Genomic DNA, 14,424 nt, shown 5'->3' with positions numbered 1-14,424 from the left:
CGTAGCTTGGAGGTAATCCTGACAGGGACCGCTTTCAACGGAAGGAACCACCATGAAAACCTGGAAGACGTGGGGTGTGGTCGCCGCCTCGGGCGTGCTGATCGTGCTCGCCCTCATCACCGGCTGGGACATCCTCATGATCGCGGCAGCCGTCGTCGCCGGCTGGCCGATCGCCGTCTCCGCGTGGCAGGCGCTGCGCATCAAGATGATCTCCATCGACCTGCTGGTCGTGGTGGCCGCCACCGGCGCCCTGTTCATCCAGAACTACTGGGAGTCCGCCGCCGTCACCTTCCTCTTCGCCCTCGGCAAGGCGCTGGAGAAGGCCACCCTCAACCGGACCCGCAAGGCGCTGTCGGACCTGGTCGAGGCCGCCCCGGAGACCGCCACCGTGCTGCGCGACGGCGAGCCGGAGACCGTCGAGATCTGGGAACTCGTCCCCGGCGACGTCGTGCTCGTGAAGAACGGTGAGCAGGTGCCCGTCGACGGTCGGGTGATCACCGGCAACGGCGGCGTCGACGAGGCCACCATCACCGGCGAATCCGTGCCGGCCGAGAAGTCGGAGGGCTCCGAGGTGTTCGCCGGCACCTGGCTGCGGTCGGGTGTGCTGCGCATCGAGGCGGTGGGAATCGGCTCCGATTCCACGCTGGCCAAGATCATCCACCGGGTCGAGGACGCCCAGGACGACAAGGCCAAGACCCAGACATTCATGGAGAAGTTCTCCAAGTACTACACCCCCGGCGTCATGCTCGCCGCCCTCGCGGTCGGCCTGATCGCCTGGGACGTCGAACTCGCCCTGACGCTGCTGGTCATCGGCTGCCCCGGCGCCCTGGTCATCTCCATCCCGGTGTCGATCGTGGCCGGCATCGGCCGCTCGGCCAAGGACGGCGTCCTCATCCAGGGCGGCGAATACCTGGAGACCTCCGCCAAGGTCGACGCTGTGGTCGTCGACAAGACCGGCACGCTGACCAACGGCCGCCCCGAGCTGACGGACGTCGACGTCATCGACGACTCCTACACGCCTGAGGAGATCCTCACGCTGGCCGCACGTGCGGAAACCGCTTCCGAGCACCCCCTGGCCGAGGCGATCATCCGCGGCGCCGAGGACCGCGGCCTGCGGGTCGTCCCGGTCGAGCACGCCGAGCCCGTCGCCGGCAAGGGCATCCGCGCCGAGGTGGACGGCCGGGTTGTGGCCGTCGGGTCCGCCGACCTCATCACCAACGGCTCCGGTGCCGCCCCGGATCCCACCCGGATCCTGGAGCTCAACGAGCAGGGCAGGACCGCGATGTTCGTCGGCGTCGACGGCCGGGCGATTGGAATCGTCGCCGTGGCCGACACCATTCGCGCCGATGCCCCCGAAGCGATCAAGGCGCTGCACGACCGGGGCGTCAAGGTCATCATGGCCACCGGCGATGCCGAACGGGTTGCCCGCAACGTCGCAGCTGAACTCGGTGTCGACGAGGTCCGCGCAGAGCTCATGCCCGAGGACAAGCTCACGATCGTCAAGGAGCTGCAGGCGCAGGGCCACACCGTGGCGATGGTCGGCGACGGAGTCAACGACACCCCGGCGCTGGCGCAGGCCGACATCGGCGTGGCGATGGGAGCCGCCGGCTCCCCGGCCGCGATCGAGACCGCCGACATCGCGCTCATGGCCGACCGGCTGCCGCGCCTGCCCCACGCCCTCGGCCTGGCGCAGCGCACGGTGCGCACCATGCGGGTCAACATCGGCATCGCACTGTTCACGGTCGCCATCCTGCTGGCCGGCGTCCTCTTCGGAGGCGTGACGATGTCGCTGGGCATGCTCGTCCACGAGGCCTCGGTGCTGCTGGTCATCGGCATCGCGATGCTCCTGCTGCGGCCCACCCTGAAGGAGGAGAAGGTCCGGGACGCCAAGCGACAGGCGATCATCGACAACGCGAAGGAGGAGAAGGCCGCCGCCTGATCGTCTCCAGGGGACTCGCGGGATCCGGAGATCGGCTCTCGCCGGCACCCAGAACAGCCCCGCCGGGGGTCCAGAGACAGCCCGGCGGGGCTGTCCCGTGCCCGGGGCACTGGCCTTGGCCGCGGCCCCGCCCGGCGACCGAGGCGCCTCGGAGCCCGGGAACCGGTTCAGGCGCGGTCGCCCAGGTCCACGATGTGCTGGGCCAGGCGGGCGTTGGTGCCGTACATGAAGTGGTTCTCCATCCGCTCGGAGTAGCGGCTGGCCGGTGTCACCCGGCCGACCGCCTCGGCGACCTCACGGATGAGCATCGGCGAGGCGCCGCAGCACACACCCAGGTAGTGGACCCCGGCAGCGTACGCGTCCTCCGCGAATCGCCTGATCTCGTAGCGGTTCGCGGCCAGCGGGTCGAGCGCCGTCGGGAAGGCGCGGCCGTGCGGCGAGGGGACAGGGGCGTGAGGATCGCTGAGGTTGAAGAAGGTGGGTTCCTCATCCGTCGTCCGGTAGGGGACGGGCAGTGCGGCCACATAGCAGGCGACGGCCTCGCGGATCTGCCTGATGAACGGCATCATCGTCGCCGGGCCGCGGAAGCAGTTCATGCCGACGACGTCCGCGCCGGCCTGCTCGAGCCGCTGGGCGGTCTCCACGACGCCGACCCCGTCGGCCATCTCCTGGAACGCCATCGGGGCCACGGTCACGACGACGGGCAGCCCGCTCGCCTGCGCGGATTCGAGCGCGGCGAGAGCCTCTCCGGCGTAGTAGAAGGTCTCCCCGATGATGAGGTCCGCCCCCTCCTCCACGGCCCAGCCGACCATCTCGTCGAACATCGCGCGGACGTCTGCCTGGCTGCGCGGATCGGCGGGATCCCAAATGTTGGTGTTGGAGATGTTCCCGGCCACGAGATCACCGGGATTGGAGTCTGCGACCTCGCGCGCGATCCGGAGAGCGGCCCGGTTGAGGGGTTCGAGCAGCTCCTCCTTGCCGATGACCCGCATCTTCTCGCGATGGCCGTTGTAGGTGAACGCCTCGACGATGTCGGACCCCGCGCGCTGGAAGTCGAGGTGGAGGGCGCGCAGGGCCTCGGGGTGCTCGAGCGCGACTTCGGGGACGAACTCGCCGGCCGACAGGTAGCCCCGGCGCTCGAGCTCGAAGAGGAATCCCTCGGCGCAGATCACCGGGCCCGCGTCCAGCCGTTCGGTCAGCGTGGCCGCGGCGGTAGCGGGTGCGCCGGCATCGGAAGTGCCGGCATCGGAAGTGCCGGGAACGGGTGCGCCGGCACCGGGAATGCCGGGAGTGTGTGGGCTGGGAGCGTCTGAGCCGGCCATGTCGGCCTCCCTGGGAGCTGTGGTCCGGATTCGGTCCCTGAATTGTGACAGTCGGCGGCCCCGCTCGGAACCCGTGACAGGGTGGGAATCATGATCGAACACCGGCTTGTCTTCCATCCACCGTTCGACACCGGCGGATTCGCAGGATTCCTGGCCGCTCACGCGGTCGAGGGCGTCGATGCGCTCGACGGTCGCACGTACTCGCGGGTCCTCGTGGCCCCCGGCGGTCCGATTCCCCTCGAGATCGACCTGCCCGGCGAGGACGACAGCGTGACGGTCGTGCGCCTCGGCGGCGATCCGGACCATCACGAGCCGGTGCTCGCCCAGGTCCGGCAGTTCCTCGACCTCGACGCCGACCCGGCCGCCATCACAGCGGCACTCGCCGACGATCCGGTCATCGGATCACTCGTCGCGGCCCAGCCCGGCATCCGCGTTCCCGGCACCTTCGACTCGTTCCAGACCGCGGTCTTCGCCGTGCTGGGCCAGCAGATCTCGCTGGCGCGCGCACGCGTCCTGGACGCGCGCTTCCATGCGGAGTACAGCCCCGACGGTGTCCGCTTCCCGACTCCCGCCGAGGTGGCCGCGCTGGATCCGGAGGAAGTCTCCAGAACGATCGGGATGCCTCGGATGCGGGGGAGGGCGATCGTGGGACTGGCCGCGGAGTTCGCGCGCGTCCCCAGTTGGGAGCCCTCCGCGCCGGAAGAGGGGCGGCGTATTCCCACATGGGCGCCGGGACCGGCAGCATGGAGGCCGGGACCGGCAGAGGACTGCGGGGGCGTCCCCGCGGGGACGTCTTCCATGCACAGTGCTTCCCGCGAGTGGCGCGAGCGGATGCTCGCAGTGCCGGGAATCGGCCCGTGGACCGTGGACTACCTCATGCTGCGCAGCACCTCGGACGCGGACGCGTTCGTGCCCGGTGATCTCGTGGTGCGCCGGGCCATCGCCGAACGGACCGGCCGCGAGCAGGTGACTCCCCGGGAGGCCGAGGCGCTCGCCGAACCGTGGCGGCCCTACCGTGCCTACGCGCTCATGCAGCTCTGGACGGCCACGGCCTACTCCCGCGCATCAGAGCGGGGACACCGGGCCTGACTTCGTCGGCTGCCCGGCGAGGGGATCGCGTTCTTCCGTCACGCGTCGGAGGGCGACCGGCGCACGGGTCCGGTGGGACGGCCCTGCCATCGACAGCGAAGCGGCCGCCCTCCCCGAAGGGAGAGCGGCCGCTTTCAGCGCCGGGCTGGATCAGGCCGGGTTGACCGAGGAGGCCTGCAGGCCCTTGGGGCCCTGGGTCGTCTCGAAGGAAACCTTCTGGCCCTCCTGCAGCTCCTTGTAGCCGGAGCCTTCGATGGCGGAGAAGTGAACGAAGATGTCAGCGGAGTTGTCGTCCGGGGAGATGAAGCCGAAGCCCTTTTCGGAGTTGAACCATTTGACAGTACCGGTGGCCATGGTGGCCTCTTTTCTTTCGGGGGTAAACCCGCCGGGGTTCCAGCGGGGGCGAAGCGGCATGTTGCAAACCGCTTATCGACGCCCCGTTCGACCCACAGGGGCCGTCCGGTCCGCAATGTGACGGACTTACTGCTACGACTACTTCTGCGACTAGCCTACGGGACGATCTCCTCTTCGCCTAATGCACGGGTGGCCGGCAGGATCGCGGCAAGAGCCGAGGGGGTCGTCCCCGACGCGATCGTCGGTGAGAGCGCGGGGCGTCGAGAGCAGGGGCGTCGTCCCCGACGCGAGGACGAAAGGCGTCAGCAGGTCGGGCCGTGTCGCTGCTACATCGGTCGCCGGAGCATCAAACGGGTGACGAGTGATTCGGCGCTCCTGCGGGAGGCGGCGTCGTCCAGCGTGGTCGGCCTGGTTAACGGATCCGTGCTGCTCATCGGGACCTTCGCGCTGATGGCGCTCCTCGAAGTCCGGCTGTTGGGAGTCGCAGTAGCTTCAGCCGCCATCGTCGTTCTCCTCTTCGCCGTGTGCAGGCCGCTGATCGCCAGAGCGCAGGAGCTGTCGGAGGAGTCGCTGGCGGAACTGGACTCGGTGATGGGGCCGTGGAGGTCGGCGAACATCAGGTGGCCGTTGAGGATGAGGCTGGCCCCGTTGGTCAACGTGAGGTCGAACCATTGGAGGGCGCCGGTCTGGCAGCCGCGGGTTGGTGGAGGCTGATCGACCGGCCGAGGTGGTCGAGGTGAGGTCTCTGAAATGCATGGTTCCAACGTCAGAGAAGACACGTACACGCCGTAACGGGTCATGCGAAACTCGGTTGAAGTGGGTTGCTTGGTAGAGCGAAAGGATCTCGCATGTGGACAGCAATAGCGGCGCTGGCAGCAGTTGTGACGGCAGTTATGGCCATCCGGTCCCTCAACGCACAAAAGCGGATAGCGAAAGACTCCGCTCGGCCCGTTGTCGTGCCCACGATCGAGGCTGATGTCAGGTCGGGGAAGATCGAGTTCGTGCTCAAGAATTACGGGCTTACCCCAGCGCTCGATCTCGACGTGAGCTTCGACGACTTAGTTAGCCACGGCGAGCCGACTCTCGACGACCTCGGAGCAATGCTGAGGAGCGCGCTCAGCCATCGGATACCGGTGTTTGCGCCAGGCCAGGAATGGAGAGCTGTAATCGCCTTCCGAACCGTTGATGAGGATGAGGTTCCGATTCCCGATACGTTCACGGTGACGCTCGGCTACGTTGGCCCCGAGCGCGATGTGCGATTCGGTGAGGATGAGGTTCCGTTCACTCTCTCCGTGAAGCACTTGAAGGGGATGGTGCGCACGGTCCATTCGGACCACGACGTGGAGCAGCGGATCAAGCAGGTCCGGAATGCGACCGACAATCAGCGCGGAGTACTCGACAGGCGACTAAGTGGCATCGCCGAGACGCTCGAAATTGCCTTGACTCCCGAACGCCACGAGGCGAAGCTCAAGGCCGCCGAAGAACAGCGTCGCCGGACCGACGACCTGATGCGACGCCTTCAGCCACCGAAGGACGAGCAAGAGCCTGACGTTGAGACAAAGTAAGGTCTCGACACCAACTCACGAGCGTTGCCCTCGTTGCTGCTTCCGTTCGCGGTAGGTCTCGAGGAGATCGCTGTGGATCGCCGGATACTCGAACGCGTCGGCTAGCACCTCATCCATCAAGCGCAAGGATTGCTCAGCGTCGATGGCCTCGACGGGCTCGGAGATATCTCCGTGGGCCATGTCGTTGCCGATCTGCCTGATCGCGTGCGCGAACTCCGCTGTTCGCTTGGTGATGTGGCCGCTTTCGAGCAGCATGTCGATTTTCTCGAAGAGATTGCCTTTCGCCTTGTCCTTCTCCAGGTGCTTTGCCGTTGCTTCGATTACGGTTCGGGCCATCAGGATTGCTGACATGTAGTTGCCGTAGTGGCGACCGGAATGCGCTTCAACCGCGGCTTGTTCAATGTGCTCCGGCGCGTGCTCGAATGAGACGTGGAGTTCCGGGCGCGGGCGCCAAGACCAATTGATTCCCGGGTGCTTTTCGATAAGTGCTTGAACGTGCCCAAGCTGCGTAGAGTTCTCGCCCAAACTGTTGGTGAAGAACCCAGTCTCGGCTACGACTAGGCCTGCGCAGTAGTCGCAGCTAGCCGCGAACTGGATCCGGTCGTCATTCTTGCTGATGCGTCCCCACCGGGGCGTCATGTGGGCCTTATTTTCACAATAGGGGCAGGTAGTAGTAGCCATGGGCCGATTATCCACCGGTGGCCCCGGCCGCCCGGCGCATTCAGGCCTCGCCCTTCTCCTTCCGGGCGCAGACTTCCTCCATCTGCCGCACAGGATGGACATGCTCCAGTCCGGGTTTGCGGCGGTCGGCCGTGTCCGGGAAATGGAGGAGCCGGAGTCGGCCGAAACCGTCTCTGGTGGGTGAGAGCGGCGGATCGCCGGTGGCGGAAGACGGCAGGCCGGTCGCAGGGGAGAGCGGCGACTCGTTACTGCGGGAGAACGGAGAGCAGGCGACGACGAGCTGCGAACTGGTCCTCGAGCCGGTCCGGCTGCCGACCGGCGTCGACGCCGACGAAGTGCTGGTGGAGCGAGGCCAGGTCATCGCTCGCGGCACCCACGATGAGCTGATGGAGGAGTCGGACTCGTACCGGGACTTCGTCGCGGCCCTGTCACCGAGTGATTGCGACACGAGCAGGTGAGCGAGGTCGGCGCTGCCCAGCAGTTCAGACCAGCAGCCCGATTCGGAGCGCGTCGAGGACGGCGGCGTGGATGTTGCGGCTGCTGACGGCGTCGCCGATCCGAAACAGCTGGAACTCGGACTCCGCGGACGAGGCGCCGGCGGGCACCGCGGCGGTCGCGGCGGAGCTTTCCGCCTCCGCTGCTGCCGTGGCAGGAGCCCGTTGGGTCGCCGGGTCCTCCACGCCTGCGGAACCGCGTGCGTATGCCAGGGGTCGCAGGAGCTTCTCGAGCTCCACGAACCCGCGATTGGCGGAGGCTTCCTTGAGCGCGAAGTAGAGCTCGTCGTTCGGGACGGTGCCGTGGTCGACGACCACGGCGTCGACCTCGAGCTCGGTCTCCGCGTCCGTATACTCGTTGCGCACGGTGACCCGCAGAGGGCCGCTCCTGCCGCCCCGCGCGACCTCCGTGACCCGCTCCGTGAGCCGCACCTGCACGCCGTGGCGTCCGAAGGCCTCGAGGTAGGCCGGTGAGTTCATCGCGCCCACGTCGATGCCGATCATCCGCTCCGGAGTCACGTAGACGACCTCGGAACCGCGCTCGGCGAGCCGTTCGACTGCGTCGAGGGCGGGGTAGAGGCCGTGGTCGTCGTAGACGAGCACGCGGCCCGGCGGAACCTGATCGGTCATGACGTCCCACACGTCATGGACGAATCGGCCGCCGGCGCCCACCTCAGAGTCCGGCATCCCGCCGGTAGCGACGATGACCACGTCCGGGCTCAGGCCGCGGACCAGCGCCTCGTCGGCCAGCGAGTTGAACCGGAACTTCACGCCGTGCTTGAGCGCCTGCTGATAGCGCCAGTCCACGATCCCGATCAGGTCCCGCCGGCGCGGCGACCGCGCCGCAAGCTGCACCTGACCGCCGTAGGTGGCCGCCGCCTCGAGCACGGTGACGTCGTGGCCGTAAACGCCGCACACGCGGGCGGCTTCGAGCCCGGCCGGCCCGGCACCGACGACCACCACTCGGCGGGTGGCGGCTCCCGCCCCGGCGACGGGAAGCACCTGCGGCAGCGTCTGCTCACGCCCGGTCGCCGGATTGTGGATGCACGTCGCCGAGCCGGAGGCATAGATCCCGTCCAGGCACAGGTTCGCCCCCACGCAGGGTCGGATGTCGTCCTCCTGCCCGCTCGCGATCTTGTCGACCAGGTACGGGTCGGCCAGCTGCGCGCGCGTCATGCCGATGAGGTCGACGCAGCCGTCGGCGATCGCGTGCCGCGCGGTCGGGACGTCGGCAATCCGGGTGGCGTGCAGGACCGGGATCGGGATCTGCGCCCGCACCCGCTTGCACGCGTCGAGGAACGGGGCGGAAGGGGTGCCCATGCCGGGAATGGTCGCCGCCAGCGTCCGGTCGGATTCGATCGTCCCCGCGGTCAGCGACAGGAAGTCGATGCCGTGTGCCGCGTAGATCTTGAGGATCTCGACGGCGTCGGCCTCGGTGATGCCGTCGGGGCGGTGTTCGTCGACGCTCATGCGGATGCCGACCAGGAAGTCGTCCGGGACCGCGGCGCGCACGGCGTCGATGACCATGAGCGGGAAGCGCAGCCGGTTCTCCAGCGAGCCGCCGAACTCGTCGTCGCGGTGGTTGAGCCACGGTGTGACGAAGGAGTCGAGCAGGTGTCCGTAGTGCTGCAGCTCCAGCCCGTCGAGGCCTGCGGCCGCCACCCGCCGGGCCGCGGCGGCGTAGTCGGCGACGATCCGCTCGATGTCGAAGTCCTCCGCGGCTTTCGTGAAGGACCGGTGCGCGGGCTCCCGGTAGCGGCTGGGCGAGACGGTGGGCAGCCAGTCGCCGGCATAGCTCGTGGTGCGAGCGCCGAGGTGTGTGACCTGGATCGTCACCGCCGTCCCCAGCGTGTGGCAGTCGTCGGTGAGCTTGGCCAGCCAGGGAACGACCTCGTCGGTGGACAGGTCGATGTTGCCGAAGGCCGCCGGGGAGTCCGGGGACACGATCGCCGAGCCGCCGATCATTGTCATCCCGACCCCGCCGCGGGCCTTCTCCAGGTGGTAGAGGCGGTAGCGGTCCTTGGGCATCCCGTCCTCGGTGTAGGCGGGCTCGTGAGAGGTGGAGATGATGCGGTTGCGCAGCGTCAGGGGCCCGAGCCGGTACGGCTGGAGCAGGGGATCGGCCTTCATGGTTTCCTCCCGCCTTCCCGGTCTGCTCGCCGGGCGCCTGGCTCCTGTGCAAGGCGAACGGCGAACGGGCCGCGAAGAGCATCCGGGACGTCGGGTATTTGGGGTGTTGTTGATCCGGGCATTGTGATCGGTAATCGATTACCCTTGATTGTGTGAACTGGATCACATGTCTGTCAAGGCCCGGGTCTGGAGGGAGCGATCCTCGATGAGACGTTTTGAACGTGGACCGTCGCTGCGCGAGCACGCGTTGGCGGAGATCCGGCAGGCGATCACCGTCGGCGAGCTCGCCGAGCACACGGTCTACTCCGCGGCCGGGCTGGCCAAGCAGCTGGGCATCTCGCTGAGTCCGGTGCGCGAGGCGATGATGTCCCTCGTCGCCGAGGGGACCGTCGAGGCGGTGCCCAACCGCGGCTATCGGCTGGTGCCGGTGACGGAGGCCGACCTGGAGGAGATCGTGATGATCCGGGTGCTGCTCGCGGTGCCGGCAGCAGAGCGGCTGGCGCAGTCGGGCACACCGGAGCAGCTGGACCAGATGCGGGAGCTGGCAGACGCCTCGCTGGCGGCTGCCCGGCGGCAGGATCGGGCGGCCTTCCTCCTGGCCGACCGCGCGTTCTACGAGGTGCTCCTGCGGCAGGGCCTGGGCGACCGCGCGGCGGAGATCAGCCTCCAGCTGCGCGACCAGAGCCGCCTGAGCGAGGTCGGCGACAAGTCCGCTGCGGTGAATCAGCGCAGCGCCGAGGAGGCCCGCGAGCTCGTCGACCTGATCGCGGCCGGGGACGCGGAAGCGGCGGCGGAGCTGGTGCGGACGAACCTGTACTACTTCAAGCGGCCGGAGCCGGCGGCCGCCTCGGGAGGGGAGGAGAGCCCGTGACGCTCCGCCTCACACGCGAGCAGCAGGCGATGCTGGACGGCGAGCACGGTCCTGCCGTCGCGATGGCGATGCGGATGGTGGTGGGCATCGCCCGGGTGAAGCGGGCCGAGCGATTGGTGCAGATCGCCCACGCTCACATCGACTCCTGCCTGTACCTCGGTCGGTCGGGGATCGACTTCGCGCGGAAGCTCGTCGATCTGGGCGGTCAGTGCCGGGTGCGGGCGACCACGAACGTCGGCTCGGTCGACCTGATCCACCCCGGCATCCGGCCGCGCTCGGAGGAGTTGCGCACCCACGGGGCGGAGCTCATGGAGCTGTACCGGCGCCTCGGCGTCGAGGAGACGTGGACGTGCGCGCCGTATCAGCTGCCCGTGCGGCCCGGGTTCGGTGAGCATGTGGCCTGGGCGGAGTCGAACGCGATCGTGTTCGCGAACTCGGTGCTCGGCGCGCGCACGGACCGCTACGGGGACTTCCTCGACATCTGCGCCGCGATCACCGGTCTGGTGCCGCTGGCGGGGCTGCACCTCGACGAGCACCGGCGAGCGGATCTGCACGTGGACTGCAGCGGCGTCGACTTCGGTGGTACCGGCTTCGGAAACGCCGCCGACCTCACCGGCGCCGACTTCAGCGGCGAGCACGTGTATCCGCTGCTGGGCTACCTGGTGGGAGGCGCGGCCGGCAACGGGGTTCCGGTGCTCACCGGCGTGCCCGCGGACGTCGGGGAGGACGAGCTCAAGGCCTTCGGTGCGGCTGCTGCGTCCTCCGGCGGAGTGGGCCTGTTCCACATCGTCGGGGTGACCCCCGAGGCGCCGAACCTGGCGGACGTCTGTGACCCTGCGACGGTCCGAACGGTGCGGCTGCGGAACGTGGACCTCGAGGGCGCCCAGCGGGAGCTGTCGACCGTCGAGGGCCGGCGGCGGATCGACGCGGTCAGTCTGGGCACCCCACACGCCTCGCTGGCGGAGCTGCGGCAGCTGGCGGCCGAGCTGCGGCGACACCAGCGGGCAGCACAGCAACCGGGGGCAGCACGGCAGCCGGGGCCGGCGGGGCAGCTGAAGTCTCCTGGCCGAGCCGACGGGAAGCCGCGGATTCCCATCTGGGTCAACACCGCGCGGTCCACCTTGCACGCCCTCGAGGTCGACCACCCCGACGACCACAGCACGCTGCGGCAGGCCGAGGTCACGATCCTCACCGACACCTGCAACTACCTGACACCGTTCATGGCCGACTCGGTGCGCGTCGTGATGACGAATTCGGCGAAGTGGGCGCACTACGCTCCCGGCAATATCGGCGTGGACGTCGTCTTCGCCTCGCTGCGGGACTGCGTCGCCGAGGCGGTGGCCGGGTGAGTGAGCAGGCGGAGTGGGGCGGCGCCTCGGCAGGGGAAGCGGGCCGCGGACGGGACCGGCCCGCGCGAACCGACTCCGGAGTGCGTGCCCGGGTGCTCCACCCGGGCACAGGTGAGGGTCCGGTGCTCGTCATCGAGCCGGTGTCGTTCTGGGGCGGCGTCGACGAGCACGGCACGATCAGCGACGTCCACCACCCGCACTGCGGAACCTCGATCAGCGGCACCGTCCTCGTGCTTCCTGCGTCGAAGGGCTCGTCGTCGGGCTCCAGCGTGCTCGCCGAGCTCATCATGCGCGGTCGCGCGCCGGCGGCGATCATCGTGACCGAGCCCGACGCGATCATCGTCTCCGGCTGCCTGGCCGCAGCGGAGATCGGCGGTGCCGCGATCCCGGTGGCCGAGGTGGCACGCGAGGACTGGCCGGCGGTGCGCACGGCGGCACGGGCAGAGCTCGCGTTCGCGTCGGTGGAGATCGGCGAGTACGCCCAGGTGGACCCGGCGCATCTAGGCTGAAGGAACACCGAGTGCACGTGCGCGTGGGGCGAGCAGACGGGCCCGCCGGCTGCCGTCCACGACGACAGGGAAGGGACCATATGACTGCGCCATCGACCGCCACCGTCCGCATCGGAGGCTCCGAGCTGGGCATCCACCCGCTGGTCCTGGGGACCAACACGTTCAACGACCCGGCCGCACCGGAGGAATATCACGCCGTCCTCGACGGCTTCGTCGAGCGCGGCGGGAGCTTCCTCGACACTGCCGACATGTACTCCTACTGGGTGCCGGGCAACTCCGGCGGCGAATCGGAGACGGTGATCGGGCAGTGGCTGAAGTCGCGGCGCAACCGCGACGACATCGTCGTCGCGACCAAGGTGTCCGGCAAGCCGGACCTGCTCGGGCTGAAGCCGGAGACGATCGTCCGGGGTGCAGAGGAGTCGCTGCGCCGCCTGCAGACCGATCACATCGACCTGTACTACGCCCACAACCAGGACGACGAGACTCCGATCGTGGAGAGCGCTGCTGCCTTCGACCAGCTCGTGACCGAGGGCAAGATCCGTGCCGTCGCGCTGTCCAACTTCTCCCCGCAGGCCATCGACGAGTGGTTCCGCGCGGCGGAGGAGAACGGCTTCGCCAAGCCCGTCGCGCTCCAGCCGCAGTACTCCCTTGTCACCCGCCAGTACGAGCAGGAGCTCGCCGGTGCCGCTGAGCGGCACGGCATGTCCGTCTTCCCCTACCAGGTGCTCGCCGGCGGTTTCCTCAGCGGGAAGTACCGCTCCGAGGCCGACACCGAGGGCCGCGCCCGCGGTGGCGCGGTCAAGGGCTACCTCACCCCGGCCGGCCTGAAGGTGCTGGACGTGCTCGACGACATCGCTGCAGCCCACGGCACCGATCCCGCGTCGGTGGCACTCGCCTGGGCTGTCGCGAACGGCACGATCACCGCGCCGATCGCAGCCGCGACCACGCTCGCTCAGCTGGATCAGCTCTTCGCGGCCGCTTCACTGCGGCTGACCGACGAGCAGGTGGCACAGCTCGCCGAGGCGTCCGCAGCCTTCGTCTGACGCCCGGCGGCCGGGTGGCCGGGTGAGCCGCCGGGCCGCCGGGCCAGCCGTTGGGCCGCCGGTGAGTTGCCGGGTGGCCGGGTAAGCCGCCGGGCCGCCGGGTTCAGCTGTCCGGCGCTCGGGTCAGCCCTCTCGTCTGACGAGGATCCTGCCGTCGGTGCTTCTCGTCTGCCAGGTGGGCTGCTTCATCGTCGCCGGCCCTCGCACCGGCGTGCCGTCGGCGAGGCGGAACTTGCTGCCGTGCCATGGGCAGACCAGGCAGTCGCCGTCGATGCGGCCTTCGTCGAGGGGGCCGCCGGCGTGGACGCAGGTGGCGGACAGCGCGCGGAGCTGACCGTCACGGCGGGTCAGCGCCACCGGTGTGCCCTGGGCATCCACCCTGATGATCTGGCCCTCGGACACCTCCGTGGTCGCCGCGACATCCGTCCATTCGGCAGTCGGATGCTCGAAGGCTGTGTGATCGACCCCGAGCCCCAGACCGAACGACAGGTAGCCGCCCAGGTAGCCGCCGGCCGCTGTCGAGGACAGCCCGGCCAGGGACAGTGCTGCACCCAGCCGGTGGCGACCGTTGCGCCGGGCTACCCATGATGCCGCCTGCAATGCAGTGCCCGCGAAGTTGGCGACGGCGTGGACCAGGCCGACTCGCTGTTCCTTGCCGTACGCGTCGGACCAGTCAGCAGCGCCCGAGGCGGCCGTCGGCACAGCGGCGAGCACACCGACGCCGACGAGGCGCTGGGCGGCGGCCTCCATCGATCCCCTGCCGGTGATATCGAGCAGGCTGGCCATGGTCCACGCACCGATCGGCAGGTCGGTCAGGGGTGGGTGAAGCGGGTGGCCGATCCAAGTCCCGGACAGACCGCTCTTGACCACTGATGATGCTGTTGCCTTCTGAACCCACCCGGATATCCGTCCGGCGATCGGATCCAGCCGCTTACTGGCCTCGATGGATTCGATGGCACGCGTGATCGTCGACATGATGTCGTCTCCTTCGTCGTTGAAGGCAGGCCGTTCGCACCTGTCACCATCAGCATACCCAGAAGCTGAACCGGCGGTCGCTGATCTTCGGACCCCATCGAGC

General features: G+C 68.8%; 14 protein-coding genes. 9 read left to right on the top strand and 5 right to left on the bottom strand.

All coding sequences use genetic code 11. From position 1 onward, the window contains the following. Positions 1-52: 52 nt before the first annotated feature. Complete coding sequence (locus LXN01_RS06265) at positions 53-1,939, top strand: heavy metal translocating P-type ATPase (RefSeq protein WP_236863758.1); 1,887 nt, start codon at positions 53-55, stop codon at positions 1,937-1,939. A 167-nt stretch (positions 1,940-2,106) separates the two neighbouring features. Here LXN01_RS06265 and LXN01_RS06260 read toward each other — a convergent pair whose 3' ends face one another. Continuing rightward, positions 2,107-3,261: a homocysteine S-methyltransferase family protein gene (locus tag LXN01_RS06260; RefSeq protein WP_236863757.1), complete on the bottom strand. Its 1,155-nt coding sequence runs from the start codon at positions 3,259-3,261 to the stop codon at positions 2,107-2,109. 90 nt (positions 3,262-3,351) lie between these two features. Between LXN01_RS06260 and LXN01_RS06255 the strand changes: the two genes are divergently transcribed. Beyond that, entirely contained in the window at positions 3,352-4,350 is a 999-nt protein-coding gene (locus LXN01_RS06255; RefSeq protein ID WP_236863756.1) for a DNA-3-methyladenine glycosylase family protein, read from the top strand. Positions 4,351-4,500: 150 nt separating this feature from the next. Here LXN01_RS06255 and LXN01_RS06250 read toward each other — a convergent pair whose 3' ends face one another. Beyond that, positions 4,501-4,704 carry a cold-shock protein gene (locus LXN01_RS06250; RefSeq protein ID WP_236863755.1) on the bottom strand — a complete coding sequence of 68 codons (204 nt, stop codon included), beginning with the start codon at positions 4,702-4,704 and terminating at the stop codon, positions 4,501-4,503. 354 nt (positions 4,705-5,058) lie between these two features. On the opposite strand from LXN01_RS06250, the gene LXN01_RS06245 reads away from it, so the two are divergent. Continuing rightward, positions 5,059-5,418: a 6TM ABC transporter family protein gene (locus LXN01_RS06245; RefSeq protein WP_236863754.1), complete on the top strand. Its 360-nt coding sequence runs from the start codon at positions 5,059-5,061 to the stop codon at positions 5,416-5,418. Positions 5,419-5,552: 134 nt separating this feature from the next. Next, positions 5,553-6,269, top strand: coding sequence for a DUF8453 domain-containing protein (locus LXN01_RS06240; protein WP_236863753.1), 717 nt, complete (start codon positions 5,553-5,555; stop codon positions 6,267-6,269). 15 nt (positions 6,270-6,284) lie between these two features. On the opposite strand, the gene LXN01_RS06235 is transcribed toward LXN01_RS06240, so the two are convergent. Beyond that, the gene (locus tag LXN01_RS06235; protein WP_236863752.1) at positions 6,285-6,950 is read right to left on the bottom strand and encodes a DUF4145 domain-containing protein; all 666 of its coding nucleotides are present in this window, start codon (positions 6,948-6,950) and stop codon (positions 6,285-6,287) included. 176 nt (positions 6,951-7,126) lie between these two features. Between LXN01_RS06235 and LXN01_RS06230 the strand changes: the two genes are divergently transcribed. Then, positions 7,127-7,408, top strand: coding sequence for a hypothetical protein (locus LXN01_RS06230; RefSeq protein ID WP_236863751.1), 282 nt, complete (start codon positions 7,127-7,129; stop codon positions 7,406-7,408). Positions 7,409-7,432: 24 nt separating this feature from the next. Here the strand turns inward: LXN01_RS06230 and LXN01_RS06225 are convergent, their stop codons facing one another. Next, positions 7,433-9,574 carry an oxidoreductase gene (locus LXN01_RS06225; RefSeq protein ID WP_236863750.1) on the bottom strand — a complete coding sequence of 714 codons (2,142 nt, stop codon included), beginning with the start codon at positions 9,572-9,574 and terminating at the stop codon, positions 7,433-7,435. A gap of 205 nt (positions 9,575-9,779) precedes the next feature. On the opposite strand from LXN01_RS06225, the gene LXN01_RS06220 reads away from it, so the two are divergent. The 4 genes from LXN01_RS06220 (at position 9,780) to LXN01_RS06205 (ending at position 13,346) form a co-directional block, all read left to right on the top strand. Further along, a complete protein-coding gene (locus LXN01_RS06220) occupies positions 9,780-10,445 on the top strand; it encodes a GntR family transcriptional regulator (protein ID WP_236863749.1) in 666 nt (221 codons plus the stop codon). Beyond that, positions 10,442-11,794, top strand: a complete 1,353-nt coding sequence (locus LXN01_RS06215) for an aconitase X (RefSeq protein ID WP_236863748.1) — start codon at positions 10,442-10,444, stop codon at positions 11,792-11,794. Before LXN01_RS06220 ends, LXN01_RS06215 begins: the two co-directional genes overlap by 4 nt. Next, the gene (locus LXN01_RS06210) at positions 11,791-12,303 is read left to right on the top strand and encodes an aconitase X swivel domain-containing protein (protein ID WP_236863747.1); all 513 of its coding nucleotides are present in this window, start codon (positions 11,791-11,793) and stop codon (positions 12,301-12,303) included. The genes LXN01_RS06215 and LXN01_RS06210 overlap by 4 nt, the downstream gene beginning before the upstream one ends. An 80-nt stretch (positions 12,304-12,383) precedes the next feature. Next, positions 12,384-13,346: an aldo/keto reductase gene (locus tag LXN01_RS06205; RefSeq protein ID WP_236863746.1), complete on the top strand. Its 963-nt coding sequence runs from the start codon at positions 12,384-12,386 to the stop codon at positions 13,344-13,346. A 123-nt stretch (positions 13,347-13,469) separates the two neighbouring features. Here the strand turns inward: LXN01_RS06205 and LXN01_RS06200 are convergent, their stop codons facing one another. Further along, a complete protein-coding gene (locus LXN01_RS06200; RefSeq protein ID WP_236863745.1) occupies positions 13,470-14,321 on the bottom strand; it encodes a Rieske (2Fe-2S) protein in 852 nt (283 codons plus the stop codon). Positions 14,322-14,424: the final 103 nt, after the last annotated feature.

It is taken from the genome of Brevibacterium daeguense, from assembly GCF_021729135.1.
GTDB classification, from domain to species: Bacteria; Actinomycetota; Actinomycetes; order Actinomycetales; family Brevibacteriaceae; genus Brevibacterium; species Brevibacterium daeguense.
Note: the sequence above shows the minus strand (reverse complement) of the source record. Positions and strands in the feature narration are given on the sequence as shown.

Excerpts from the sequence above, each read along its gene's own strand:
- LXN01_RS06265 (WP_236863758.1), top strand. The coding sequence starts at position 53 with ATGAAAACCTGGAAGACGTGGGGTGTGGTCGCCGCCTCGGGCGTGCTG.
- LXN01_RS06260 (WP_236863757.1), bottom strand. The coding sequence starts at position 3,261 with ATGGCCGGCTCAGACGCTCCCAGCCCACACACTCCCGGCATTCCCGGT.
- LXN01_RS06255 (WP_236863756.1), top strand. The coding sequence starts at position 3,352 with ATGATCGAACACCGGCTTGTCTTCCATCCACCGTTCGACACCGGCGGA.
- LXN01_RS06250 (WP_236863755.1), bottom strand. The coding sequence starts at position 4,704 with ATGGCCACCGGTACTGTCAAATGGTTCAACTCCGAAAAGGGCTTCGGC.
- LXN01_RS06240 (WP_236863753.1), top strand. The coding sequence starts at position 5,553 with ATGTGGACAGCAATAGCGGCGCTGGCAGCAGTTGTGACGGCAGTTATG.
- LXN01_RS06235 (WP_236863752.1), bottom strand. The coding sequence starts at position 6,950 with ATGGCTACTACTACCTGCCCCTATTGTGAAAATAAGGCCCACATGACG.
- LXN01_RS06225 (WP_236863750.1), bottom strand. The coding sequence starts at position 9,574 with ATGAAGGCCGATCCCCTGCTCCAGCCGTACCGGCTCGGGCCCCTGACG.
- LXN01_RS06220 (WP_236863749.1), top strand. The coding sequence starts at position 9,780 with ATGAGACGTTTTGAACGTGGACCGTCGCTGCGCGAGCACGCGTTGGCG.
- LXN01_RS06205 (WP_236863746.1), top strand. The coding sequence starts at position 12,384 with ATGACTGCGCCATCGACCGCCACCGTCCGCATCGGAGGCTCCGAGCTG.
- LXN01_RS06200 (WP_236863745.1), bottom strand. The coding sequence starts at position 14,321 with ATGTCGACGATCACGCGTGCCATCGAATCCATCGAGGCCAGTAAGCGG.